Genomic DNA, 23,839 nt, shown 5'->3' on the forward strand with positions numbered 1-23,839 from the left:
CATGATTTTGCAGGGCCGACTCTTTATAGATTGTAAATTCCAATATTTTCAATGAGTTACGCATAAATACCACTGCGCGCAAACGATTTCTTATATTTACGCTTAATAAAAATGTTTTCCCCGACGGACAAATACTTTGACGGAGCGGACGGCAATTGAATTCGATTTGAATATATTTTTAAAAAGCCGCCCGGAGATGCCGGCGCAGCAGGCAGCAGCAGCCGGATTCGAGCATCGCTGCGAATCGATATGAAAGGAAACACACCCGAAACGATACCGCCTCATCAAAGCCACGTGAATATAAAAGCGAAGAATAGAGGCTCGCGATCTGGCGAGAATCGAAATATCCCCCTACAATTCCGCTCGCATCGATTCCGGAACCGGCAATCATCCGCGCCTTTATCGGCCGGGGATCAGAACAACGAACGCCGGGTATTACGCCGCCCCCTGCCTGCCGTGCAGTCCGGCGACGTCCGCCTGATCGATGCACGCGTGCCATGCGCTTTCGCGAAGCCGTATCGAGGCTTCCGACGATTTTCCCGAACCGGAATCGCCGCCGCACTGGAACGCTGCCCGCGGCCATTCCTGAACAGGTGCACGATGCTTCCACCGAGCTCCGCATTGAGCCACGCCCATGTCCTGATCGTCGACGATCAGCCCGAGCAGTTGCGCTTGCTGATCGATATCCTGCGCGACACCGGATGCCGGATCAGCATTGCGTTCGACGGCGTGCAAGCGTGCCAGCGCGCGCAGGCGCTGATGCCCGATCTGATCCTGATGGACGTGCGCATGCCGCGCATGGACGGTTTCACCGCCTGCCGGCGGCTGGCCGCCGATCCGTTGACGAGTGCAATTCCGGTGATTTTCCTGACAGTGGCCGGCGAGTTGCACGAGCGCATCGAAGGGCTCGAGATCGGCGGTGTCGACTATGTCGTGAAGCCGTTCGAGCCGGCCGAAGTCATCGCGCGGATTCGCGTGCAACTGATGCGGACGAAGCGGCCGTTGGCGGCGGATGAAGACGATGCGCCCGCGGCGTTCGCCGCCGGCAACGACGACGACATCATCGTGCGCGCGGCCATTCGTCATCTGTCGCGCTCGCTGAACGATCCGCCGACGGTCGAGCAACTGGCACGCGCGGTCGGCACGCATGAAAAGCGGCTGTCGCGCGCGTTTCGCGACAACCTCGGTCAGACCGTGTTCGAGTACTTGCGGCACGAGCGCCTGCGAATCGCGCAGGATCTGCTGGATGCGACGACGCTCAGCATTGCAAGCATCGCGAAGGAAATCGGCTTTTCCACGCCGGCAAATTTCGCCACCGCGTTTCGCGAACGCTTCGGCGTCACACCGACCGAATGGCGGCGACAGCGCCACGCGGCCGGGCGCGCGGCCACGCGGGAACCGCGGCGCGACGCGTAATCGCGCGCCGCACGCGTGACGCGCTCACCAGTTGTATTTGGCGCTTGCCAGCACGGTCCGCTCGTTGCCGAACACGCACACCGCGTACGACTGGCAGCCGGCGACGTAGCGCCGGTCGAACACGTTCGCGACGTTCAGCGCGAGGCGCCAGTGACGCAGCTCGTAGTGCATCGCCAGGTCGTACAGCGTGACGCTCGGCACCGTCAGCGAGTTGTCCGGCGCGCCGGCCAATGCGCTCTGGTAGCGCACGCCGGCGCCGATCCCGAGACCCGACAGCGCGCCGGCGTGCCAGGTCCAGTCCGTCCATAGCGACGCCATCTGTCGCGGCAGCGGCACGGCCACCGGCCAGTTGTTCAGCGACGCATCGTTCGCCTGCACATTCTTGACGTCCTGATAGACGTACGACGCGACGACCGACAACTCGCGCGTCACCTTCCCGACGGCGCTCAGTTCGATGCCGCGCGAACGCACCTTGCCGGTCTGCATCGACGACGTGCCGGTGGGATCGAGATTCAGCGGCGTCGGCGTCGCGACGTTGGTCTGGTCGATGCGGTACACGGCCGCGGTCAGCATCAGGTTGCGGCCGGGCGGCTGCCAGCGCAGCCCTGCCTCGACCTGCCCGCCGCGCGTCGGCTTCGGCAAGCCGCCGCCATACAAGCGCAAGCCGATCACCGGATCGAACGACGTCGAGTAGCTCGCATAGGGCGACCATCCCCCGTCGCCCTGCCAGGTGAGCCCGACACGGCCGGAAAACGCACTGACGTCCTGCTGCTTGCCGGTGCCGGCCGCGCGGTCGTCGAAGCGCGCGTTCACGCGATCCTCGCGGCCACCAAGCGTCAGCGTCCAGCGGTTCCAGCGGATCTGGTCCTGCGCGTACGCGCCCAGCGAATTCATCGCCGTGTACTGGTCGTACCGCCCGAGCGACGTCGGCCCGGAGAAAATCGCGGCCGTCACCGGCCGATAGACCGGGTGATACAGGTTCAGCGACGGCGCCATCGCGAGCCATACGCTGTTGGTAGTCGTCTGCCGGTCGAACTGCAGGCCGAGCAATAGCGTGTGTTCGAGCGGGCCGGTGACGAAGCGCGCCTGTGCGCGGTTGTCGATGTCGAGCCGGCTGTAGTTGAGCTGGAACAGCCCGGCGGTACGCAGCATGTTCGTCGTGCTGCCGGGCACGAACCCGTTGCCGAACACCGTCGCATCGTCGAGCGACAGCCGCGACCAGCGCACGTCCTGATGCAGCGTCCAGATCGGGTTCACGCGATGCTCGAGCGCGTAGCCGAGCGACCATTGCTTCTTCCGGTAGTCGCTGAACGACGGGTCGCCCATGTAGATGTCCTGCGACAGGCGTCCGTTCCGGTTCGGCAGCACCGTGCCGGACGCCGGCAGGAAATTCGACGAGATGTCGCCATGATCCTGCAGGAACGACGCGGACACCGTCAGCGACGTGTCGGCCGTCGGCCGCCAGCGGAACGACGGCGCCAGCGCGACGCGCTCGTCGGCCTTCGGGCCGGTCCATGCATTGCCGTCGCGCGCGACGCCAACGAAGCGATACGCATACTTGCCGTCCGGATCAAGCGTGTCGCCGAGGTCGAGCATGGTCTGCTTGCGTGCGTTGTTGCCGATCTCCACGCCGGCTTCGCGGATGCGCTCGCCGTCGGCGAGCTTGGTGTGCGCATCGACGATCGCGCCCGGCTCGGCCGCGCCGTACAGCACCGACGTCGGGCCGCGCAACACGGCGATCGAATCGATCGTGTAAGGATCGACGCGCCAGTTCGCGATGACCGCCGTGTTCGGCGCCGGCATGCCGTCGACATACAGCGTCGGCGTGAAGCCCCGCAGCGCCGCATACGAGTCGGTCCGGCTGTCCGCACCGAACGTCGCGAAGCCCGGCACGTAGCGCAACGCCTGGTTCAGGTCGGTCGCGCCGGTCATCTCGATCTGCTGCGCGGTCACGAGGTTGGTGGTCTGCGGAATCTCGGCGATCGGCGTGTCGGTTTTCGTGCCGGTCGCGGTGCGTAACCCGACGAGTCCATGCGACGCACGGCTGGCCTGGCCCGTTACGTCGATCTTCGGCAGCAGCGCCGACGCCGCGTTCGATGCCTGCGCGTGCGCGCCGCCGGCAGCCGCCACGCACAACGTTCCCCCGGCCGCGAGCGCGATTGCGCGCCGCACCGATCCTGTCGCCGTTCCCATCGTTTCGATACTCTCCGTCGTGCTGCCTTCGTGCCGCGTGCCGGTCGTTCATTGCCGGGTTGGGCGGTCTTGCGGGGCGGTCGCGCACCGGTTCGGTGCGCGTCGATCGATTGCGTCGTTTTCGAGCGCCTGAATGATATCGGCCGAACGTTGCGCGGTCTTTAAAAAAAACCGGGATGAACGTGATGCCGCTGCAGGCGAGAAATCCGGTATGAAGCCCTTTCCACGTCGTCCGTCGTACGACAACCGTATGAAATAGTGGGAATCCATCACTTTACATACCTGCGAGCGCGTGATCGACGGCAACGCGGCACTGCCGGCCGGACAATGGCCCACGTCGCGGTCACGCTGTCGGCCGAAACCGCGACGCTCTATCGGAACGGCAACGCGATCGGCTCGGCGAACGACGTCATCTTCGCGCCGTGGCGCATCGGGAAAACCGCGCAGAACTGGATCGGACGTTCACAGTATCCGGGCGATCCGTTCTTCAACGGCGCGATCGACGCATTCCGGATCTATCGTGGTGCGATGTCGGCCGAGCAGGTGAAGGCGCTCGCGCAGGAAACGTGACGGGGGCCGGATTTCCCGGGCGCCGGCCAACGATGCGGACCATTCCGCCGGACCGCCGCTGCGTCACGACGATCCGCTATTCTCCGCACGCCACCGGCGGGGATTCACGCCCGTCACGCGTGTGAAGGTTCGCGAGAAATGACTCTGATCGGCGAAGCCGCACGCGAGCGCGATCATGCTCAACGGCAGGTTCGGATTGCTCATCAATTCCTTCGCTCGTTCGACACGCTGCACGATGAGCCAGCGATGCGGCGGCAGCCCGGTCGTTTGATGAAACGCCTTGACGAAATAGCCGCGTGACAGCCCGCAGGCGCTCGCCACGTCGGCCAGCCCGATGTTGCCGTCGAGGTGCTCGAGCAGAAGTTCCTTCGCGCGGCGTGCCTGCGATGGCGTGAGTTTGCCGGGCGATGATTGCCGCCGCTCGCCGATGCCGCCGTACCGCTGGGCGACGTGCGCCTGGAACGCGAGCGCTACATGGTCGATGAAGATCTGCGACGCCTGGTCCGGCCGGGCCAGCGCCGGTAACAGCGACTGCCCGAGCGCATGGATGATCGAATCGTGCGTACTCAGATGAGGCGGCAGATACAGCTGAGGCCGCCGCCGGCCGCCGAGTTCGTCGACCGTTTCGTCGAGCGTGTGCCGCGGCAGGTGGAAGTGGAGACAATCGAACGCCCCCTTGAGATCGGACACCCAGTTCCGATCGAGATCGTAGACCGTGACCGTGCCCGCGCCGTACGGCACGAACGGTGCGCGACGGCCGTCGAGCCACAGTTCCTGCTCGCCGAACGGTCGCAACTGCAACACGATGAGGTCCGTGTTCTCGAGCTCGTAGGGCGCGGTCAGCCCCATGTTCCTGCGCAAGGTTTTCAGGCGGACGATGCCGATTTGCCCGTTCGGCAATGCTTGGGTGACGACGGTCTGCCTGACGTCGGCCGGGATGAAATCCGAGGATGGAGTGTCTGACTGACGGGCGGTCATGGTGACGTGAGGCGACGCAGCGAATGACGACGCACACGAGTCTAGCAAACCGCGATGACGTGTGCTGCCCGCGCTTGCGGGCACTGATATGATGCGCCAGCCGCCCTCTACCGGAACTCGCGATGAAGCTGTCATTCGAAGCGCTCGAAGCCCTGGATGCAATTGACCGGACCGGAACGTTCGCCGAAGCCGCGGAACTGCTGCACCGCGTACCGTCCGCTCTCACCTATCTGGTGCAAAAACTGGAAAGCGATCTCGGCGTCGCGCTGTTCGACCGCAGCGGCCGGCGCGCGAAGCTCACGCATGCGGGGCGCGTCGTCGTCGAGGAAGGCCGGCGCCTGCTGCGCGCGGCCGAACAGCTGGAGATGAAGGCGCAGCGCGTGCAGGAAGGCTGGGAAACCGAGGTGCGCATCTGTATCGACGAGATCCTGCCGTTCGATGCGTTGTGGCCGTTCGTGCACCGGTTCTATGCACTCGAGATGGACACGCGGCTGCGGCTGTCGACCGAAGTGCTCGGCGGCACCTGGGACGCCCTGATCTCCCGCCGCGCGGATCTCGTCGTCGGTGCCGCAGGAGAGCCGCCCGAGCTGCCGAACATCATCGCGCGGCCGATCGGCTCGCTGAAGCACATCTTCGCCGTCGCGCCGAACCATCCGCTCGCGGCGCTTCCGGAGCCGCTTTCGATGGCGTCGGTCGTCAAGTATCGCGGCGCGGTGATCAGCGACACGTCGCGCGAACTGCAGCCGCAATCGGTCGCGATCGATGCGGGCCAGCCGTATCTCGCGGTGCCGACGCTTGCGGCCAAACGGGACGCGCAATGCGAAGGGCTTGCGGTGGGCACGCTGCCGGAATGCATCGCTGAACGCGCGATCGCCGACGGCAAGCTCGTCGCTCGCCAGGTGACCGGCATGCGCGACACCACGCACTGCTATCTCGCCTGGCGCAGCGACGAGGCCGGCCGCGCACTCCACTGGTGGGTAGAGCAACTCGACCGCCCCGACCTCGTCGATTGCTTCACGAAGGCTGCCTGAGCGCTGCGTTCGTGCATCGCGCACGTTGACGACCAAAACCCTTCCCGCCTGAATCTGCGCGTTGCGCCGGCCCGCGGCCGGCATCGCGCAACACGGGCGGCAGCCCGACGCGACCGGACGCGGGTCAGCCGATCGAATCGTGCAGGCGCTTCATTTCCTTCTCGAACCATGCGATCAGGCTGAACGACGCGTGTGCCTTCTCTGCCGGCGGAATCATCATCCTTTCCTCGGTCGCGATATGTTCGGTGATCGACTCGCACATCAGCCTGCCGACTTCGGGTTTCCTGCGAATCAGCGATAACAGATCCTCGCTACGCAGTTGACGGACGGTCATCGCGGTCACTGCATGAACCGTCGCATGCAGACGCGTGCCGGCAAGCACGACCGATTGCCCGATCGCATCGCCGGGCGCCATGCGCCGAACTTCGATATTGCCCGCCGCGCCCGGCACGAACACGGCCGCGACGCCGGATTCGACGATCGTCAGCACGCGCGCGTCGGAATTCGATGCATAGATCACGTCGCCCTTGCCGAACGAACGCGAGACGAGCGCATCGGCCAGCACGGCCAGGTCGTCATCGTCGACACGCGCGAACAATTCGACCGCGCGCAACAGCAGCAGCCGGCGCGATGCGTGGTGCCCGTCCTGCGCCGACGCCGGCGCCATGCTCCCGAGCGGCCGCCACGCGACGCCAGCCGCGGCCAGATGCCGATGCGCAAGATCGTAGAGCGCGTTGCGCACGGTTATTTTCTTCTGCAGCGCGTCGACGTAACACACGAGCTCGTACTGGATCGCATTCGAGCGGAACGCCTTCACGACGGCGATCGGCGCCGGGCGCGCCAGTACATCGAGCGAACTCGCCGCCGCCCGCTCCAGCGCGCCGACGACGACCGCCGGGCGCACCGCGGGATCGACGTCGAGTGCGAGCGTCACGCCGTGCAGGCCGGCCGGCTCGCTCAGGTTCACGATCGTCGCACGGGCCGCCGCGCTATTCGGCACGACGACCAGGTTGCCGAGACTGTCGATCAGCTTCGTCGCACGCCAGTTGCTTTCGACGATCCGCCCTTCGAGCTCGCCGATCGATACCGTATCGTCGAGCCGGAACGGCTGCGTGGTGTTCAGCACAAGTCCGGAAAACACATCGTTCAGCGTGTTCTGCAGCGCGAGGCCGAGGATCACCGCCACGGCGCCGGATGTCGCGACCACGCCGCTCAACGGCAACCCGAGCACGTAGCCGAGCGCGGCGACCGCTGCCGCGCCGAACACGACGCCCGCGGCGATGTCGTGAAAGAGCCGCTGGCTGCGCCACGCCCGCGGCAGCAGCAGATGATCGAGCAACAGGCTGATCACGATCGCGCACTGCAACCACCACGCGATGCAGACCGCCTGCAGCGCGACGCGGTCGAGCCCGGCCGACGCGGGCGCGGCGAGCGGGCTGACGCCGGTCGCGTACAGTACGGCACTCAACGCGGCGAACGCCGCGCAGCGCCATGCGGCCCGGATGGCGGAACGGCCGCGGCCGAAGACGCGCCACGCGACGAGATCGGCCAGCACGATCGGCACGCCGTAGAGTGCCGTGTCGGAGAAATTCAGCATATCGGAACGAAAGCGAGGGTCACGTGGCGCTCGCCCGGCAGCTCGCAGGCCGCCGCGGCAACGCACTCATGCGCGGCGCGCAGCGACGCGCGGGCACCGGGGGTGCCGCCGGGTGCTATTCGCGCCGGCGCACGACGTTGGGCAATGCGTAGCGGCCTGCGCCCGCGATCGCGACCGTGCCGAACAGGATCAGCAGCATCCATGCGAATTGCCCGTCGCGCAGCGACCAGTCGGGATGGACGAACACCAGCGCGACGATCGTGACGATCATCACCGGCAGTGCCGCCACCCGCGTCCACAGGCCGACGATCATGAAGATCGGGCACACGAGCTCGGCGAATATCGCAAACAGGATCGACAACGTGCGGCCGAGGTGGAACGGATCCTCGATGGCGGCGGCTTCCGACGTGTAGTGAATGACCTTGGGCAAGCCGTGAACCACGATCAGCAGCAGGCTGGCGGACACGCGCAGAAACAGCAGGCCGAGGTCGGTCGCGTGGCGGGAAAGATCCGGTTGGGCAGGTTTCATGCGGCAATCGTCCGGGTTGGGCGGGTGCGCGGCGACGCGCGCGCCGGCCGTCTTGCCGCGCCGGGATTCACGGGTGTCGCGCGATCGCGGCGAGCGCGCGTGGTCGACGCGCATGCGTGCCGACGGGTTGCCGGCGCTCTCCGTTCATCCAATCTACGCGGTTCGCCTGCCGCTGTCCTGTATCGCGGCTGAAACGTTCTGAAGCGCGCGATGCGCCGCGCATTCCCGCCGTCACGACTCGTGCGACGGCAGGTCGGCCTCGGCCGCATCGAGGCCGAGCGCATGCACTTCCGACCACGCGTCATGCACCGCCTGCGTCGAACCGGTCGTATGCGCGAGCGCCGCCGCATACGCGGCGAGCAAGCGCACGCGCGCGTCGGCCGACACCGGCGTCGCGTCCGCATCGCGCATCGCGTCGAGCGCCACGCGCGCCCGCTCCCGGCATTCGTCGACGAGCGACAGGTCGAACAGGCAAGGCACCGCAACGGCCGCCAGCGCGATGCCGAGCGCGGCGTCGCCGCGCGGCGAAAATGCCCAGTCGAGCGCGGCACGCAGGTTGCCGAGCTCGCGCCTGACCGCATCGAGCCGCGTGCCGCGGCCGGGCTCGCTGCCCGCGTTGGCATGGCCATTGGGCGCGAGCCGGAACAACGCGAGGAAGTAAGTCGCGTGCGCATGCGCGGCGGCCGCGCATTCGCCGTGCGCCTCCAGTTGCTGCTGCGCATACGCGCGCGTGGTGGTGAGCAGCCGGTAGCGCGGCGCGCCCTGCGCGGTTTCGAGGATCAGCAGCGATTTCGACACGAGACCGGCGATCGTATCGAGCAGGTCCGCGCCTGCCGGGCCGTTCGACCCCACCACCTCGCGCACCGCCTCGATCGAGAAGCTGTCGCGGAACACACCGAGCCACCGCAATAGCAGCCGCTCGGCATCGCCCAGCAGGCGGTAACTCCAGTCGTACATCGCCTGCAGCGTCTGATGGCGCGGGAGCGCGGTGCGAAAGCCGCCGGTCAGCATCCTGAAGTGATCGTCGAGATGGGCGGCCAGCACGTCGATGCCCAGCACGGCCGCGCGGGCCGCGGCCAGCTCGATCGCGAGCGGCAGGCCGTCGAGGCGGCGACAGACGCACGCCATCAGCGCCTGGCTGCGCGCATCGAGCGGAAAGCGCGGGTCGGCCGCGCGCGCACGCGCCGCGAACAACTGCACGGCGCTCGCGCTCATCGGATCGCGCTCGCCGGCGGCTTCGCCCGGCACGTCGAGCGGCGGCACCGGGCATACGCGCTCGCCGTGGATCCGCAGCGCTTCGCGGCTCGTCGCGAGCACGCACAGGCCGTCGTCGGCATCGGTGAGTGCACTGGCGATTTGCGCCGCGGCGTCGAGCAAATGTTCGCAATTGTCGAGTACGAGCAGCATCCGGCGACGCGCGACGCCGGCGAGCACCGCCTCGAGGGTCAGCGAACCGGTCGGCTGCGCGATGCCGAACGCACTTGCGAGCGCATCCGGCACGAAGCGCGGACACGCGACCGTCGCAAGCGACACGAATACCGTGCCTTCCGGAAAACGCGCGTCCGCGCGGGCGGCCGCCTCGATCGCGACCCGCGTCTTGCCGATGCCGCCCGCACCGACCAGCGTCACGATGCGCGCAGTCTGCAGCGCGGCGAGCACGTCGGCGACCGTCTGTTCGCGGCCAAGCAGCGCGCTCGGCGCAGCGGACGGCCGCAACATCGCCGGGCGTACGGGCGCGTCGTTGTCGTGTTGGCCGGCAACCAGCCGATAGCCGCGGCCCGGCACCGTCACGATCAGGTTCCGGTCGCCTGCAAGCGCCTTGCGCAGCGAAGCGATGTGCACCTGCAGGTTGTTCTCTTCCACCACGGTGTGCGGCCACACGCGCTGCATGATTTCATCTTTCGATACCAGCGCACCGTTCGCCCGAATCAGCAGCTCGAGAATTTCGAATGCGCGGCTGCCGATGCGCAGCAGCTTGCCGTTCGAAAGAATTTCACGTCTGTCGAGAAAAACGTGAAGTGTTCCAATCCGGATCATGGAAATTTCTTGTGAGTGACATACAACGGCGCACCATTGAACCTCGGCGCCGGTTTCACTCAATGCTACGGTATTTGCATGGTCGAATGATTCAAATTATCAGAATGAAGCGCTCGAATTTTTTGAAATGACGAAAAGCGCCGCGGCGCGGCACCTCGGCTGGCCTTGTGCACCGCAAAACGCCACGCTGCGCAAGCGCCATGCGTAAATGGTGCGTTCGTATCTGAATTCCGGTTTGATATATCGGATGAATTGGATCAAATGCATGCGGGCAATACCGGTCGACGCCCTTTTCGATTCGAACAACCGTTGAATGAATCGCCGGCGCCATCGACGGCATCGGTCGAACGCGCGCGATATCGGTATCCGGTTGCGTGCGATTCACCGTCGTCAAGCATGCCGCGCGATAGGTCACGCGGCAGCCTGTCGTCCGACGAACCGCTCGAGCGCGTCGGCGAGGATCATTTCCCGGCAATTGGCCGGACGCTTCGCGCCGCGCCACTGCGGCTTGTAAATCGCGTCGCCGGCCCTGATCCGCTGCCCCGTGAGCGCGCAGCGCCCGGGCCCGCGCGCCTTCGCGTTGATCCAGCGCTGCTCGTCGTAGCGACAGCGCGTCGCATCGCTCCACGACACCAGCATCGACGAATCGGTCTGCCGCTCCACGGCGACGATCGCGCTGCGGCGACGCGCGTCGCCGCTCGATGGCGTCGGCGCGTCGTCAGGGTGCGCACGGCGCAAGCCGTCCGCCGCTCGTTCGCGCGGCATCGGCATCATCCGGAGGCTCGCGGCGGCCGAGGGCCTGAGCGACGTGATCATGTGCTCCCAACGATTGAAGGCGTCCATGGCGGCATATCCAGGCAAGTGACGGGCGGTGCGGGCCGTCGGTTCCGTGCGGGTTCCGTGCGCGTGGCGCGAACCGTGTTGCGAGTGACCCGATGCTGACGATAGTCGCCGTTCGCTGAAGAGTCACGGTCGCGCGCTTAATTTTTCTGCAGCGCGGCAACTCGCCCGCACGGCGCGACCCGTGTTCATGAAAATTCAGCCGGATTTCAGTACGGCGCGCACCGCACCGCGATACGCTCCCGACGGCATTCGCTCGTCCGCGCCGCACGGCCGTGCGCGCGACGACGCAAGCGGACCGGCTGCCGGCGGGATGGCGGCGGCCGATCGTCACCGATCCACCATCCCGCGCGGCCACGTTGCGCCGCCCGTTTCAGGAGACCAGATGCACCCCGAACCCACCGACGCCGTTTCGTCGGCCCGCCGCCGCGACATGCTGCTCGCGGGCGCGACGGCCGTCGCGGCAGCCGCACTGCCCGCGATGGCGGCCGCGGCCGGCACGCCTTCGCGCAGCGCCTCTTCAGCCCACCCAGGAGCCCACACGATGAATACGATCACCACGAAAGACGGCACGCAGATCTACTTCAAGGACTGGGGCAGCGGCCGCCCGGTCGTGTTCTCGCACGGCTGGCCGCTGTGCGCGGACGCATGGGACGCGCAGATGCTGTTCCTCGTGCAGCACGGCTATCGCGTGATCGCGCACGACCGCCGCGGCCACGGCCGTTCGAGCCAGCCGTCGCACGGCAACGACATGAACACCTACGCGGACGATCTCGCCGCACTGCTCGACGCACTGGACGTGCGCGAAGCAACGCTCGTCGGCCACTCGACCGGCGGCGGCGAAGTCGCGCGCTACATCGGCCGCCACGGCACGAAGCGCGTGTCGAAGGCCGTGCTGATCGGCGCGGTGCCGCCGCAGATGGTGAAGTCGCCGACCAATCCCGGCGGCCTGCCGATGGACGTGTTCGACGGCATCCGCAAGAGCGTCGCGGAAAACCGTTCGCAGTTCTACAAGGATCTGGCGGTGCCGTTCTTCGGGTTCAACCGCCCGAATGCGAAGCCGTCGCAGGGCACGATCGACGCATTCTGGTCGCAGGGGATGATGGGCGGCATTCACGGCCAGTATCTGTGCGTGAAGGAGTTCTCCGAGGTCGACTACACGGACGATCTGAAGAAGATCGACGTGCCGACGCTCGTGCTGCATGGCGATGACGACCAGATCGTGCCGATCGACGATTCGGCCCGCCTGTCGTCGAAGATCGTCAAGCACGCGGTGCTGAAGGTGATCGAAGGCGGGTCGCACGGCATGTGCGTCGTGAACGCCGATCGCATCAACGCCGAGCTGCTCGCGTTCCTGCAGGCTTAAGCGTCAGCGCGCCGTCTGCCGCGGCGGCGAGCATGCCGCCGCGGCAGACGTGCGTTCAGGATTTTTCAGAAAAATTCAGCCGCACGATGCCGCGCTCACGGGGCCCGCACGGGCCGCAGCAGGATGCCGATCAGTGCGCCCGCGATCGCGAAAGCCATCGCGATGCGGAAGTTGTCGGCCAGCGCGAGCGTGGTCGCCTGCACGCGCACCGCACGGTCGACGAGCGCGTACGCGGCCTGGTTGCCGGTCGCGAACGTGGCGCCATGCGCGACCAGCGACGCCGCGCCGGCCCGCAGCCGCTCGAGCGTTTCGGGATCGGACAGCGACACATGCAGACCGACGAGATTCGAATGGGTACCCTCGCTGATCCGCTGGATCACCGCGATCGACGTCGTGCCGAGCTGCCCGCTCAGCAGGCGCGTCGTCTGCACGACCGCGCCGAACGTCAGTGCATGTTCGGCCGTCACGTGCTTGCCGAAGAAGAAGATGACGGACGTCAGCGCCATCGTCTGCCCGAGCGCCTGCAGCAGTTGCGACGGAATGAAGTCGGGCTCGGCCCAGGCCGACGTGAGGCGCGCGCCGAGCGCGAACGCGATCGCCACCATCACGAAGCCGGCCACGATCAGCCGGCGCGGATCGAAGCGCTGCAGCAGCAGCGCGACGCACGGCGCGAACAGCAGCTGCGGTATCGCGATCCAGCGCAGCGTGTCGCCGATCTGCAGCGGCCGGAGGCCGTACGTGCTGGCGAGGAACAGCGACGGGATGAAGCTCGTGTTGAGCACCGTGAAGCGCACCAGACCGACGAGCACGATCAGCAGCGCGATGTTCGGCCGCGCGAGGTAGCCGAGATCGAGGCCGGCCCGCGGCGACGCGAGCTCGTGGATCAGGAACGCGGCAATCATCAGGATGCCGGCGGCGAGCAGCGCGACGATCAGCGGCGACTGCAACCAGAACAGCCGCTCGCCCTGGTCGAGCGCAATGCACAGGCACGCGAATCCGCCCGCGCCGAGCAGCATTCCGCGCGCATCGATGCCGGACGCGAAGCGCTTGATCGGTTCGTCGGCGAGCGACAGCATCAGGCATGCGATGAACGGCACGGTCAGCACCGCGTTCTGCCAGAACAGCCAGCGCCAGCTCAGGTGTTCGCTGTACCACCCTTCGAGCGTGGCCGACAGGTTCAGCGACATCTCGAGATTCATCGCATACGCGGCGATGCCGAACGGAATGAGCCGCGGCGGCAGCGTGCGAACGACGAAGCCGACCGTCAGCGGCACGAACACGCCGGAAGCAAGCCCCGCGATCGCCTGGAACACGATGAACGCGCCGAATTGCGTGCAAAGCGGCAACACGCTTTCTGCGCCGAGAAACACGACGGCACCCGCGACCAGCACGCGGCGTGTGCCGAACACGAATGCCGCGGCGATCGCGAGCGGCCCGACGAACATCTGCGACGCGGTAAACGCGGTGTTGATCCACGCGCCTTCGTCGAAGCCGACGCCGAGCGCGCCGCGCACGTCGGCGAGCCCGAGCGATGTGATGCGCGAAGTCAGCGTCGCGATGACCGCACCGAGCAGCACGGCCGCGATCGCGGCGATCGACCGAAACGTCGGGATGTCCGACGCCGGGCCGAGAGCCGGTGCCGACGCCGGCGCGGCACTACCGGTGGCGAACGTGGTGTTCATCGTCGAGCGGCTCCCCCCTGTCGAGTTGGCGCAAGCATAACGCGGTGCGTCGAATCCTGCCCGTACGATGGAGTTTGCCGATCATGACCTCGCCTTCTTCCGATACGCCGGCTGCTTCGCAAGCGCCGCCCGCCGCGCCCGCGCCGCCCTCACGCGCTCGCCGGCCGGCCATTGCGGCAATCGCGGTGCTTGCGCTGCTGCTCGTCGCGCTGCTGGTATACGAGTTTTACGCGCGCGATCGCGGCACCGACGACGCGTACGTGACCGGCCACCTGCACGTGATCTCGCCGCGCGTGGCCGGCACGGTCGAGCGTGTGCTCGTCGACGACAACCAGTTCGTGCATGCCGGCGACGCGCTCGTGCAGATCGACCGACGCGATTTCGACGTCCGCGTCGCCGCACAGCGCGCACGCGTCGCGCAGGCGCGGGCCGATGCAAGCCGCGCACACGCGCTGATCGAGCAGGCCGACGCGACGCTCGTGTCGGCGCACGCCGATGCCGAAAAAGCCGAGCTCGACTACGCCCGCGCGCGCGAACTGACCCGCGAGACGCCGCGCGGCCTGTCGAAGCAGGAGTTCGATGCGGCCGATGCCGCGCGCAAGTCCGCGCGCGCACGCGTCGCGGCGGCCGACTCGCAACGGCGCAGCGCACGCGCCGCCGCGCAGGCCGCGGACGCAGCCTCGAGCCAGAACGATGCCGGGCTGCACGACGTGCTGCTGCAGTTGGGCTACACGACGGTCGTCGCACCGTCGGACGGCTACGTCGGCAAGAAGGCCGTCGAGACCGGCGAGCATGTCGCGCCCGGCCAGGCACTGCTCACGCTGGTCGAGCCGCATCCATGGATCGTCGCCAATTTCCGCGAGACGCAGCTTCGTCACGTGCGCACCGGCGACGCCGTGCAGTTGCATTTCGACGCACTGCCGCAGCGGACATTCACCGGCCGCATCGACAGCCTGTCGCCGGCGACGGGCGCCCAGTTCGCGCTGCTGCCGCCCGACAACGCGACCGGCAATTTCACGAAAGTCACGCAGCGCGTGCCCGTCAAGATCCTGCTCGACGGGCCGGCCGCGTCGGAACCGCGCATCCGGCCCGGGCTGTCGGTCGTCGTCACGCTGCAACGCAGCGGCGATTCGCGATGAAGCGCGCATTCGCGCTGCTCGCCGCCGGCATGCTGGCCGCTTGCTCGATCGCGCCGCAGCCGCTCGCGCCCGTGCCGGTCGGCGGCGATCGGTTCCGCCATGCCGCCCCGTCGACCGACGATCGTGCGCCGTCGCTCGCCGCGTGGCCCGCGTGGTTCGGCGACCCGCAGCTCGGCATCCTCGTCGACGCCGCGCTCGCGCACAACCTCGATATCCGCGCGGCAGCCGCGCGCGTCGCGCAGGCGCAGGCGCTGCTCGGCATGCGCGATGCCGCGCTTGCGCCGGTCGTGCGCATCGACCCGTCGTTCAGCCGCTCACGCGTGTCCGGCACGGTCGACAACGCGCTGCCGAAACGCACGATGCACAACTGGTCGGTGCCCGTCACCGCGAGCTACGAGGTTGATCTATTGGGCCGCTTGCGCGGCGACGCGGACATCGGCGCGCAAAATGTGCTGCAGGCCGCGGCCGATCGCGATGCGGTTCGCTTGCGGATCGCGAGCGAGGTCGCGGCCGATTACCTGACGCTGCGTTACGTCGATGACGATCTCGCGACGCTCGAGCGCGCGATCGGTTTGCGGCGCACCGCGCTGGACGTGATCGCCGCGCGCGTGCGGGCCGGCGCGGCGAGCGACCTCGACGCGCTGCGCGCATCGGCCGATCTCGATACCGCGCATGCCGATTTCGCGGAGAGCCGGCGCCTGCGCGAGAACCTTGTCGATGCCATTGCGGTGCTGACCGGTGTGTCGCCGACCGCGTTCGACGTCGACACGCGCACCGTGCCTGTACGCGTGCCGGATGTGCCGGCCGGGTTGCCGTCGGTGCTGCTGGCGCAACGCCCGGACGTGTTCGCGGCGGCCAGGCGCGCCGACGCGGCGTCGCTCGAGCTGGGCATCGCGCGCACCGCGTGGTTGCCGAGCCTGACACTGACGGCGGACGGCGGCTTCGCGACCCGCGACCTCCGCACGTTTCTCGACCGCAACAGTTCGCTGTGGAGCCTCGGCGCGAACGTCGCGCTGACGCTGTTCGACGGCGGCAAACGCGATGCCGCGGTGGCCGCCGCGCGGGCCGGCGCAGACGTCGCCGATGCGAACTACCGCGCGGCCGCGATTGCCGCGTTACGCGACGTGCAGGATGCGCTCAACGACATCGCCGCGCAAAAGGAGCGGATCCTGCACTACGACAACGCGGCGCGCGCGACGGACGCGGCCGCGCGGCTGTCGCTGAGCCGCTACGCGCATGGATATGTGAGCTACCTCGAAGTCATCGATGCCGATCGCGACGCATTGAATGCGCGGCGTCAGCTGATTCACAGCCGGCAGGCGCTGGCCGTCGCGACGGTGAGCCTGGTGCGTGCGTTGGGCGGTGGTTGGACGCCGCCGACGCAGCCGGCCCGAGGCGGGTTGCGCGATTCGACGCAGGCCGACACCCGGTAATCCGGCAACCGAGGCGCTCACTCAGACCTCACTCGCACCCGCGTCAGGCACTCGCGAGCCGGGGCGCATCCTCGCCGAGAAACCGGTGCACGAAGGTCACGGCCATCGCGCCTTCGCCGACTGCGGATGCGACGCGCTTCACCGACCCCGACCTTACGTCGCCGGCCGCGAACGATCCCGGCACGCTGGTTTCGAGGTAGTACGGCCGGCGCTCGAGCGGCCACACGCGCTCGAACGCCGGGCAATCGTACAGGTCGCTGCCGGTCACGAGATAGCCGCCCGGATTGCGGATGATGTCGGTGTCCTTCGCCCAGTCGGTGTTCGGCGCGCCGCCGATGCATACGAACAGGCGCGTGGCCGGCACGCGTTCGCGCGTGCCGTCTTCCGAGCGCAGCTCGATCGCATCGAGCCAGCCGTCGCCGTACAACGCGCCGACCGTCGACCGATAGCGGACCGTGATGTTCGGCGTGCGCTCGATCCGGTCGATCAGATAGCGCGACAGCGTGTCGGCGAGCGACGCGCCGCGCACGAGCATCGTCACCTCGCGCGCATGCCTCGAGAAATTCATCGCGGCCTGCCCGGCGGAATTGCCGCCGCCGACGATGAAGACCTGTTCGCCCGCGCACATCGGCGCCTCGCTCGACCCGGCGCCGTAAAACAGCCCGGCATTCAGATAAGCCGGCTCTTCCGGCAGGCCGAGGCTGCGATATTCGATGCCGGTCGCGCAGATGTTCGAGCGCGCGACCAGAATCGATCCGTCGGCGAGCTCGACGCGGATCTTGCCGTCGACGAACGTCGCATGCACGCCCTCGCGCATCGTCAGCAGTTCGACGCCAAACTTCATCGCCTGCTCGCGTGCACGCTCAGCGAGTTCCGCACCCGGAATGCCGTCGGGAAACCCCATGTAATTCTCGATCAGCGAACTCGTGCCGGCCTGCCCGCCCACCGCGCCACGCTCGATTACCACCGCGCGCAGCCCCTCGGACGCCGCATAGACCGCCGCCGACAACCCGGCCGGACCCGCGCCGTAGATCGACACGTCGTATTCCACGAAGCGCGGCCGCGCAATCCAGCCGAGCCGCGCGGCGATCTCGGCAAGCGTCGGCTGGTACAGATGCGAGCCGTCCGGAAAGATCACGACCGGCAGCCGGATGTCGCGCAGCGGCGCGATCCCGAGCTCGCGCGCGCAGTCGGCGTCCGACGTCAGTGCACACCATTCATACGCGACCATGCGCCGCTGCAGGAAGTCGCGGATCGCGTACGCGTCCTTGCTGTGCGGCAGGCCGACGATCCGGACATGCTGCGACTGAACCATGAGCGCCTCCCGGGAATGTCGTTATCGGGTGCGGTCCGGCCGTCGCAATGCGTCCGGACGCACTCGCGACTCTACGCTGCACGCATGCACCGAACGCGCGATTTCATAACAATTAAGGCGCCGCCGCGCCGCGACGCCGCACAATGCCGCCTATCCGTCCTGCTTGCGGCATTGCGCCGGCCGCGCCGCAAGCATTGCCCCCGCGCCGGCACCGGAGCCCCACGATGGCCAACGCCTGTACGCATCTCGACGACGCGCGCGTGCTGCACACCGACAAGGACTACTGCGAGGAATGCGTGAAATCCGGCAGCCGCTGGGTGCATTTGCGGATGTGCCTGGTCTGCGGACACGTCGGCTGCTGCGATTCGTCGCCGAACCGCCACGCGAGCCGGCATTTCAGCGAAACCGGACACCGGCTCGTCCGGTCGATCGAACCCGGCGAGCGCTGGATCTGGTGCTACGCGGACGAAGTCGTCGCCGGCGAACTCCCGTCCTGACGCGACGCCCGGCGCAATCGGCGCCCGTCGCCGCATGATTCGTCCCCGGTTCAGGACCAAGGGTTAACACGGCGCGATCACAGCTTTACGCTGCGCCGTTTTTCCGCCTAGAATTTATCGAACGATAACTTATCCTTCGATAAACAAGGGGTACGCCATGCCTGTTTCCCGACTCGCGCACTACTCGATCCGCACGCCCGATCTCGAACGATCGTGCCGCTTCTATGAACGTGTACTCGGCTTCAAACGCGGCTACCGTCCGCCGTTCGACTTTCCGGGCGCGTGGCTCTACGCCGGCGACGACGAAGCCGACTACGGCACCGTCCACCTGATCGGCATCGACCCGGCCGATCCGCGCGGGCTGGCCGCGTATCTCGGCGACAAGGCCGTGCCCGCTTCGGGAACCGGCACCGTCGATCACATCGCGTTCCTCGCGACCGGCGTCGAAGCGATGTGGCGCACGCTGCGCGCCGAGCACATCGAATGGCGCGACCGCACCGTGCCGAGCCTCGGCCTGCATCAGGTCTTCATCGAGGACCCGTCGGGCGTGACGATCGAACTGAACTACCCGGCCGCCGAGGTCGCCGGCCTCGACATGCCGCGCACGGCCGCCCCGGCCGCCGCTACCGATGGAGAATGACATGAGCACCCTTTCGACGAAACGCAAGGCCGCCATCGTCGGCGGCTCGCTGGGCGGCCTGTTCGCCGCGAACCTGTTGCTGCGCAACGGCTGGGACGTGGATGTGTTCGAACGCGTGCCCGATGCGCTGTCCGGCCGCGGTGCCGGCATCGTCACGCATCCGGAGTTGTTCGACGTGCTGCGCGCGGCCGGCGTGCGCATCGACGAATCGATCGGCGTGAACGTCGAATCGCGCGTCACGCTGGCGCGGGACGGCTCGCTCGCGTCAGAGCGGCCCCTGCCGCAGACGCTTACAGCGTGGAGCAAGATGTATCACGTGCTGCGCGCCGCGCTGCCCGACCAGCACCATCACGCAGGCGCGGTCGTCGCCGATGTGGCGGACGGCCCCGAGCGCGCGACGCTCACGCTGGCCGACGGGTCGGTCGTGCACGCCGATCTCGTCGTCGCGGCCGACGGCTTCCGTTCGGCGATCCGCGAACGATTGCTGCCGGACGCATGCCTGCAGTACGCGGGCTATGTCGCGTGGCGCGGCCTCGTCGACGAGCGCGAATTGTCCGACGACACGCATGCGGCGCTGTTCGGCAAGTTCGCGTTCGGGCTGCCGCCGCATGAACAGATCCTCGGTTATCCGGTGGCCGGCCCGAACAACAGCACGAAGCCCGGCGAGCGCCGCTACAACTTCGTGTGGTACCGCGCGACGCGCGAAGACACCGACCTGCCGAACCTGCTCACCGACGCGACCGGCAAGCTGTGGCCGGCCGGCATTCCGCCGACGCTGATCCGTCGTGACGTGCTCGACGACATGGAAGACGCCGCACATGCATTGCTCGCGCCGCAGTTCGCGGAAGTGGTGTCGCGCGCCGCGCAGCCGCTGTTCCAGCCGATCTACGACCTCGAGGTGCCGCGCATGGCGTTCGGCCGCATCGCGCTGCTCGGCGACGCCGCGTTCGTCGCGCGGCCGCATTGCGGGATGGGCGTCACCAAGGCGGCCGGCGACGCGATGGCGCTCGTCGGCGCGCTCGCCGCGCATCCCGATACGGTCGACGCATTGCGCGCGTACAGCCACACCCGCACCGCATTCGGCGCCGCGATCGTGCAACACGCGCGTCATCTCGGCGCGTACATGCAGGCGCAACTGAAGAACGACACCGAACGCGAGATGGCCGAGCGCTACCGCACCGCGGAAGTCGTGATGCGCGAAACCGCCGTGCCGCCGCAATTCTGAACGCCGGCGGACGCGTCACGACGTGCCGCGCCCGCCGCATTGCGCCCTATTCGATACGACAAGGAGACATCGTGAACCGCTCGATTCCGGCTGCCGCCGGCCCCGCGCCCGGCCCCGACGTGCCCGCCGCGCCCACGAATCCGCTGCTGCGCGATGCCCGCTTCCGCCACTTCGTCATCCGAAGAAGGCGATTCGCGTGGCTGCTGACCGCCGTCATGCTCGCGCTTTACTTCGCGTTCATCCTGTCGCTGGCGTTCTCGCCGGCATGGCTCGGCCGGCCGATCGTCGCGGGCCGCCCGACCACGTGGGGGATTCCGGTCGGCTTCGGCATGTTCGCCGCGACCTTCGCGCTCGTCGCGCTATACGTATGGCGTGCGAATTCGGTGCACGACGCGCTCGTCGCGTCGATTCGCGACGGAGGTGGTCAATGAAACGCATCGTCGCCGTCATCTTCGCCGGAGCCGTAGCCACGGCCGCCGTGGCGCCGGCGTGCGCGGCCGGCACCGCGCCGCTCGCGCACGCGCACAATCCGGTCGCCATCGGCATGTTCGTGCTGTTCGTCGCGTCGACGCTCTTCATCACGCGCTGGGCTGCCCGCCAGAACCACAGCGTCGCCGATCACTACGCGGCCGGCGGACGCATCACCGCGCTGCAGAACGGCTGGGCGATCGCCGGCGACTACATGTCGGCCGCGTCGCTGCTCGGCATCTCGGCGCTCGTGTTCTCGAGCGGTTACGACGGGCTGATCTATTCGGTCGGCTTTCTCGCGAGCTGGCCGATCATCCTGTTCCTGATCGCGGAGCCGTTGCGCAACCTCGGCAAGTACACGCTCGCCGACGTCGTGTCGTACCGGTTGCAGCAACGGCCGATCCGCGCGTTCGCGGCGTCGAGCTCGATCGTGATCGTGCTGCTCTATCTGGTGTCGCAGATGGTCGGCGCCGGCAAGCTCGTCGGGCTGCTGTTCGGGCTGAACTATACGGTCGCGGTGGTGATCGTCGGCGTGCTGATGGTGATCTATGTGTTCTTCGGCGGCATGCTCGCGACGACCTGGATCCAGATCGTCAAGGCGGTGCTGTTGCTCGCGGGCGCGGCTTTCATGGCGTTCATGGTGCTGAGCCGCTTCGGCTTCAGCCTCGACGCGCTGTTCGAGCAGGCGCTGCGCGTCCATCCGAAGCACGCGGCGATCATGCGCCCCGGCGGCCTCGTGTCCGACCCGGTGTCCGCGGTATCGCTCGGCCTCGCGCTGATCTTCGGCACGGCCGGCCTGCCGCACATCCTGATGCGCTTCTTCACGGTCGGCGACGTCGGCGCTGCGCGCAAGAGCATCCTGCATGCAACGGGTATCGTCGGCGTCGGCTATGCGCTGATCATCGTGATCGGCTTCGGCACGATCGCGCTCGTCGCGGCGGACCCGCGGTATCACGATGCATCGGGTGCGGTCGCCGACGGCGCGAACATGGTGGCGATCCACCTCGCGCATGCGGTCGGCGGCAACCTGTTCCTGGGGTTCATCTGCGCGGTCGCGTTCTCGACGATTCTCGCCGTGGTCGCCGGGCTGACGCTCGCCGGCTCGTCCGCGATCTCGCACGACCTCTACGCGAACGTGCTGCGCCGCGGCCGCGCGACCGACCGCGACGAAATGCGCGTCGCCCGCGCGACGACGCTGGTGCTCGGCGTGCTCGCGATCGTGCTCGGCATCGCGTTCGAAAAGCAGAACATCGCGTTCATCGTCAGCCTGACGTTCTCGATCGCGGCCAGCTCGAACTTCCCGGTGCTGCTGCTCTCGATCTACTGGCGCGGCCTGACGACGCGCGGCGCGGTGGTCGGCGGCACGGTCGGCCTCGTCACCGCGGTCACGCTCACCGTGCTGAGCCCGACCGTGTGGGTGCACGTGCTCGGCCACGCGCACGCGCCCTATCCGTACGAATATCCGGCGCTGTTCTCGATGGCCGCGGCATTCGTCGCCATTGTGGCGGTGTCGATGACCGACCGGTCGGCCCGCGCGCGACGCGAACGTGCGCTGTTCGACACGCAGCTCGTCGACTGCGAACTCGGCACCCTGCCGCGCAACGGCGCACTGCAACACGACAATAACCTGGAGACGATTCGATGACGTGCCCCTGTTGCCTGTCCACCGGGCGGCGCCGCATGCTCGGCGCATTCGCCGCGCTCGCCGGTGCGGCCCTTGCCGGACGTCCGGCGTCGGCCGCGGAACCCGCATCCGCTTCGAACGCTTCGTCCGCTTCAATCGCGCCGCCTGCCCCGCGGCCCCGTGCGATCGACATCCACGCGCACTACTACCCGGAAAGCTTCTGCGATCTGGTCGGCGGCGAGGGCAAGCGGTTCGGCGGCGCGTTCGCGTGCGACGACACGACGTTCACGTTCCGCACGCCGGCCGGCGGCCTCGGGCCGCTGCCGATCAAATTCATCGACGTCGATGCGCGGCTCAAGGACATGGATGCGTCCGGCGTCGACGTGCAGGCACTGTCGCTGAGCGTGCCGATGGCGTACTGGGGTGACCGGTCGTTCAACGCGAAACTGGCGCGCGCATGGAATACGGCCGCGTCAAGCGTCCACCAACGACATCCGACCCGCTTCGTCGTACTCGCGACGCTGCCGATGCTCGATGCGGCCGACGCGATCGACGAACTCGAACGCGCGTCGCAGCTGCCGGGCGTGCGCGGCGTGTACATGGGCACGAACATCGACAACCGCGACCTCGACGATCCGCGGTTCGCACCGGTGTTCGCGCGCATCGAGCAACTCGGCCTGCCGGTGTTCCTGCATCCGCAGCAAACCGTCGGCGGTGCGCGCCTCGGCGATTTCTACCTGAGCAACCTGCTCGGCAATCCGTTCGACACGGCGATCGCCGGTTCGCACCTGATCCTCGGCGGCGTGCTCGATCGTTATCCGGGGCTGCATTTCACGCTGCCGCATGCGGGCGGCGCACTGCCGATCCTCGTCGGCCGGCTGGACGCAGGCTGGACCGTCCGGCCGGAAACGCGCCGGCTCGCGCACAAGCCGAGCAGCTATCTGCGGCGCTTCAGCTACGACACGGTGTCCCACTCGGGGCCGGTGCTGAACTTCCTGATCGAGAACGTCGGCATCGACCGGCTCGTGCTCGGCAGCGACTACTGCTTCGACATGGGCTACGAGCAGCCGGTGCGTTTTCTCGATCGGCTGGACCTCGCCGCTGACCAGCGCGCGATGGTGCTCGGCGGCAATGCGGGCCGGCTGCTGCGGATCTAGCGCAGGCGTGCCGGACGTGGCCGCGGCGCGGCCGCCACGCGTTCAGAACGATTCAGCCGCGCTTCAGGAAATGCTCCCGGCGTCTGCGTAGACTTGCCCCAA

20 protein-coding genes and 1 pseudogene are annotated in these 23,839 nt (G+C 67.7%); 12 read left to right on the plus strand and 9 right to left on the minus strand.

What is annotated here, in order from left to right; genetic code table 11:
* The first annotated feature begins 600 nt into the window (after positions 1-600).
* The gene (locus C7H84_RS17650) at positions 601-1,416 is read left to right on the plus strand and encodes a response regulator (RefSeq protein WP_121859992.1); all 816 of its coding nucleotides are present in this window, start codon (positions 601-603) and stop codon (positions 1,414-1,416) included.
* Between the two features lie 24 nt (positions 1,417-1,440).
* Here the strand turns inward: C7H84_RS17650 and C7H84_RS17655 are convergent, their stop codons facing one another.
* Positions 1,441-3,609 carry a TonB-dependent siderophore receptor gene (locus C7H84_RS17655; RefSeq protein WP_121859993.1) on the minus strand — a complete coding sequence of 723 codons (2,169 nt, stop codon included), beginning with the start codon at positions 3,607-3,609 and terminating at the stop codon, positions 1,441-1,443.
* A gap of 286 nt (positions 3,610-3,895) precedes the next feature.
* On the opposite strand from C7H84_RS17655, the pseudogene C7H84_RS17660 reads away from it, so the two are divergent.
* Positions 3,896-4,179: pseudogene (locus C7H84_RS17660) on the plus strand (LamG domain-containing protein); the annotation flags it as partial.
* A gap of 63 nt (positions 4,180-4,242) precedes the next feature.
* Here the strand turns inward: C7H84_RS17660 and C7H84_RS17665 are convergent.
* Positions 4,243-5,292, minus strand: coding sequence for an AraC family transcriptional regulator (locus C7H84_RS17665; RefSeq protein ID WP_240462041.1), 1,050 nt, complete (start codon positions 5,290-5,292; stop codon positions 4,243-4,245).
* Between C7H84_RS17665 and C7H84_RS17670 the strand changes: the two genes are divergently transcribed.
* Entirely contained in the window at positions 5,280-6,188 is a 909-nt protein-coding gene (locus C7H84_RS17670; protein WP_121859995.1) for a LysR family transcriptional regulator, read from the plus strand. The two genes, C7H84_RS17665 and C7H84_RS17670, sit on opposite strands and share 13 nt — an antisense overlap.
* A 124-nt stretch (positions 6,189-6,312) precedes the next feature.
* Here the strand turns inward: C7H84_RS17670 and C7H84_RS17675 are convergent, their stop codons facing one another.
* From C7H84_RS17675 to C7H84_RS17690, 5 genes are all read right to left on the minus strand, one after another.
* Positions 6,313-7,785, minus strand: a complete 1,473-nt coding sequence (locus C7H84_RS17675) for a mechanosensitive ion channel family protein (protein WP_121859996.1) — start codon at positions 7,783-7,785, stop codon at positions 6,313-6,315.
* 115 nt (positions 7,786-7,900) lie between these two features.
* A complete protein-coding gene (locus C7H84_RS17680; RefSeq protein WP_121860089.1) occupies positions 7,901-8,314 on the minus strand; it encodes a DoxX family protein in 414 nt (137 codons plus the stop codon).
* Positions 8,315-8,545: 231 nt separating this feature from the next.
* On the minus strand, positions 8,546-10,351 hold the full coding sequence (locus C7H84_RS17685; RefSeq protein WP_121859997.1) for a winged helix-turn-helix domain-containing protein: 1,806 nt from the start codon (positions 10,349-10,351) through the stop codon (positions 8,546-8,548).
* A gap of 91 nt (positions 10,352-10,442) precedes the next feature.
* Entirely contained in the window at positions 10,443-10,766 is a 324-nt protein-coding gene (locus tag C7H84_RS36420) for a hypothetical protein (protein WP_162999299.1), read from the minus strand.
* Positions 10,763-11,194 (minus strand): DUF3331 domain-containing protein, encoded by a 432-nt coding sequence (locus tag C7H84_RS17690; protein ID WP_121859998.1) that lies wholly within the window; start codon positions 11,192-11,194, stop codon positions 10,763-10,765. Before C7H84_RS17690 ends, C7H84_RS36420 begins: the two co-directional genes overlap by 4 nt.
* 382 nt (positions 11,195-11,576) lie before the next feature.
* Between C7H84_RS17690 and C7H84_RS17695 the strand changes: the two genes are divergently transcribed.
* Positions 11,577-12,557, plus strand: coding sequence for an alpha/beta hydrolase (locus C7H84_RS17695; RefSeq protein ID WP_121859999.1), 981 nt, complete (start codon positions 11,577-11,579; stop codon positions 12,555-12,557).
* 95 nt (positions 12,558-12,652) lie between these two features.
* Here the strand turns inward: C7H84_RS17695 and C7H84_RS17700 are convergent, their stop codons facing one another.
* The gene (locus C7H84_RS17700; protein ID WP_121860000.1) at positions 12,653-14,239 is read right to left on the minus strand and encodes an MFS transporter; all 1,587 of its coding nucleotides are present in this window, start codon (positions 14,237-14,239) and stop codon (positions 12,653-12,655) included.
* 83 nt (positions 14,240-14,322) lie between these two features.
* On the opposite strand from C7H84_RS17700, the gene C7H84_RS17705 reads away from it, so the two are divergent.
* Together C7H84_RS17705 and C7H84_RS17710 are read left to right on the plus strand one after the other, a co-directional pair.
* Positions 14,323-15,378, plus strand: coding sequence for an HlyD family secretion protein (locus C7H84_RS17705; protein ID WP_121860001.1), 1,056 nt, complete (start codon positions 14,323-14,325; stop codon positions 15,376-15,378).
* Positions 15,375-16,811: a TolC family protein gene (locus C7H84_RS17710; protein ID WP_121860002.1), complete on the plus strand. Its 1,437-nt coding sequence runs from the start codon at positions 15,375-15,377 to the stop codon at positions 16,809-16,811. Before C7H84_RS17705 ends, C7H84_RS17710 begins: the two co-directional genes overlap by 4 nt.
* A gap of 43 nt (positions 16,812-16,854) precedes the next feature.
* Here the strand turns inward: C7H84_RS17710 and C7H84_RS17715 are convergent, their stop codons facing one another.
* On the minus strand, positions 16,855-18,126 hold the full coding sequence (locus C7H84_RS17715; RefSeq protein ID WP_121860003.1) for an NAD(P)/FAD-dependent oxidoreductase: 1,272 nt from the start codon (positions 18,124-18,126) through the stop codon (positions 16,855-16,857).
* Positions 18,127-18,350: 224 nt separating this feature from the next.
* Here C7H84_RS17715 and C7H84_RS17720 point away from each other — a divergent pair, with 224 nt between their 5' ends.
* The 6 genes from C7H84_RS17720 to C7H84_RS17745 all read left to right on the plus strand — a co-directional run bounded on the left by C7H84_RS17720 (position 18,351) and on the right by C7H84_RS17745 (position 23,737).
* The gene (locus C7H84_RS17720; RefSeq protein ID WP_121860004.1) at positions 18,351-18,623 is read left to right on the plus strand and encodes a UBP-type zinc finger domain-containing protein; all 273 of its coding nucleotides are present in this window, start codon (positions 18,351-18,353) and stop codon (positions 18,621-18,623) included.
* A gap of 157 nt (positions 18,624-18,780) precedes the next feature.
* A complete protein-coding gene (locus C7H84_RS17725) occupies positions 18,781-19,263 on the plus strand; it encodes a VOC family protein (protein ID WP_121860005.1) in 483 nt (160 codons plus the stop codon).
* A 1-nt stretch (position 19,264) separates the two neighbouring features.
* Positions 19,265-20,488: an FAD binding domain-containing protein gene (locus C7H84_RS17730; RefSeq protein ID WP_121860006.1), complete on the plus strand. Its 1,224-nt coding sequence runs from the start codon at positions 19,265-19,267 to the stop codon at positions 20,486-20,488.
* Positions 20,489-20,559: 71 nt separating this feature from the next.
* A complete protein-coding gene (locus C7H84_RS17735; protein ID WP_121860007.1) occupies positions 20,560-20,919 on the plus strand; it encodes a DUF485 domain-containing protein in 360 nt (119 codons plus the stop codon).
* On the plus strand, positions 20,916-22,601 hold the full coding sequence (actP, locus tag C7H84_RS17740) for a cation/acetate symporter ActP (protein WP_121860008.1): 1,686 nt from the start codon (positions 20,916-20,918) through the stop codon (positions 22,599-22,601). The genes C7H84_RS17735 and actP overlap by 4 nt, the downstream gene beginning before the upstream one ends.
* The gene (locus C7H84_RS17745; protein WP_121860009.1) at positions 22,598-23,737 is read left to right on the plus strand and encodes an amidohydrolase family protein; all 1,140 of its coding nucleotides are present in this window, start codon (positions 22,598-22,600) and stop codon (positions 23,735-23,737) included. The genes actP and C7H84_RS17745 overlap by 4 nt, the downstream gene beginning before the upstream one ends.
* Positions 23,738-23,839 lie beyond the last annotated feature (102 nt).

The sequence above is a fragment of the Burkholderia sp. Nafp2/4-1b genome, from assembly GCF_003635165.1.
Taxonomy (GTDB): Bacteria; Pseudomonadota; Gammaproteobacteria; order Burkholderiales; family Burkholderiaceae; genus Burkholderia.

What these genes read in the sequence shown, in the direction of transcription:
- C7H84_RS17680 (WP_121860089.1), bottom strand. Translation starts at nt 8,314, where the DNA reads ATGAAACCTGCCCAACCGGATCTTTCCCGCCACGCGACCGACCTCGGC.
- C7H84_RS17730 (WP_121860006.1), top strand. Translation starts at nt 19,265, where the DNA reads ATGAGCACCCTTTCGACGAAACGCAAGGCCGCCATCGTCGGCGGCTCG.
- C7H84_RS17695 (WP_121859999.1), top strand. Translation starts at nt 11,577, where the DNA reads ATGCACCCCGAACCCACCGACGCCGTTTCGTCGGCCCGCCGCCGCGAC.
- C7H84_RS17720 (WP_121860004.1), top strand. Translation starts at nt 18,351, where the DNA reads ATGGCCAACGCCTGTACGCATCTCGACGACGCGCGCGTGCTGCACACC.
- C7H84_RS17745 (WP_121860009.1), top strand. Translation starts at nt 22,598, where the DNA reads ATGACGTGCCCCTGTTGCCTGTCCACCGGGCGGCGCCGCATGCTCGGC.
- C7H84_RS17685 (WP_121859997.1), bottom strand. Translation starts at nt 10,351, where the DNA reads ATGATCCGGATTGGAACACTTCACGTTTTTCTCGACAGACGTGAAATT.
- C7H84_RS17690 (WP_121859998.1), bottom strand. Translation starts at nt 11,194, where the DNA reads ATGGACGCCTTCAATCGTTGGGAGCACATGATCACGTCGCTCAGGCCC.
- C7H84_RS17705 (WP_121860001.1), top strand. Translation starts at nt 14,323, where the DNA reads ATGACCTCGCCTTCTTCCGATACGCCGGCTGCTTCGCAAGCGCCGCCC.
- C7H84_RS17655 (WP_121859993.1), bottom strand. Translation starts at nt 3,609, where the DNA reads ATGGGAACGGCGACAGGATCGGTGCGGCGCGCAATCGCGCTCGCGGCC.
- C7H84_RS17650 (WP_121859992.1), top strand. Translation starts at nt 601, where the DNA reads ATGCTTCCACCGAGCTCCGCATTGAGCCACGCCCATGTCCTGATCGTC.
- C7H84_RS17725 (WP_121860005.1), top strand. Translation starts at nt 18,781, where the DNA reads ATGCCTGTTTCCCGACTCGCGCACTACTCGATCCGCACGCCCGATCTC.
- C7H84_RS17670 (WP_121859995.1), top strand. Translation starts at nt 5,280, where the DNA reads ATGAAGCTGTCATTCGAAGCGCTCGAAGCCCTGGATGCAATTGACCGG.
- C7H84_RS17675 (WP_121859996.1), bottom strand. Translation starts at nt 7,785, where the DNA reads ATGCTGAATTTCTCCGACACGGCACTCTACGGCGTGCCGATCGTGCTG.
- C7H84_RS17700 (WP_121860000.1), bottom strand. Translation starts at nt 14,239, where the DNA reads ATGAACACCACGTTCGCCACCGGTAGTGCCGCGCCGGCGTCGGCACCG.
- C7H84_RS17710 (WP_121860002.1), top strand. Translation starts at nt 15,375, where the DNA reads ATGAAGCGCGCATTCGCGCTGCTCGCCGCCGGCATGCTGGCCGCTTGC.
- C7H84_RS17715 (WP_121860003.1), bottom strand. Translation starts at nt 18,126, where the DNA reads ATGGTTCAGTCGCAGCATGTCCGGATCGTCGGCCTGCCGCACAGCAAG.
- C7H84_RS17665 (WP_240462041.1), bottom strand. Translation starts at nt 5,292, where the DNA reads ATGACAGCTTCATCGCGAGTTCCGGTAGAGGGCGGCTGGCGCATCATA.
- actP (WP_121860008.1), top strand. Translation starts at nt 20,916, where the DNA reads ATGAAACGCATCGTCGCCGTCATCTTCGCCGGAGCCGTAGCCACGGCC.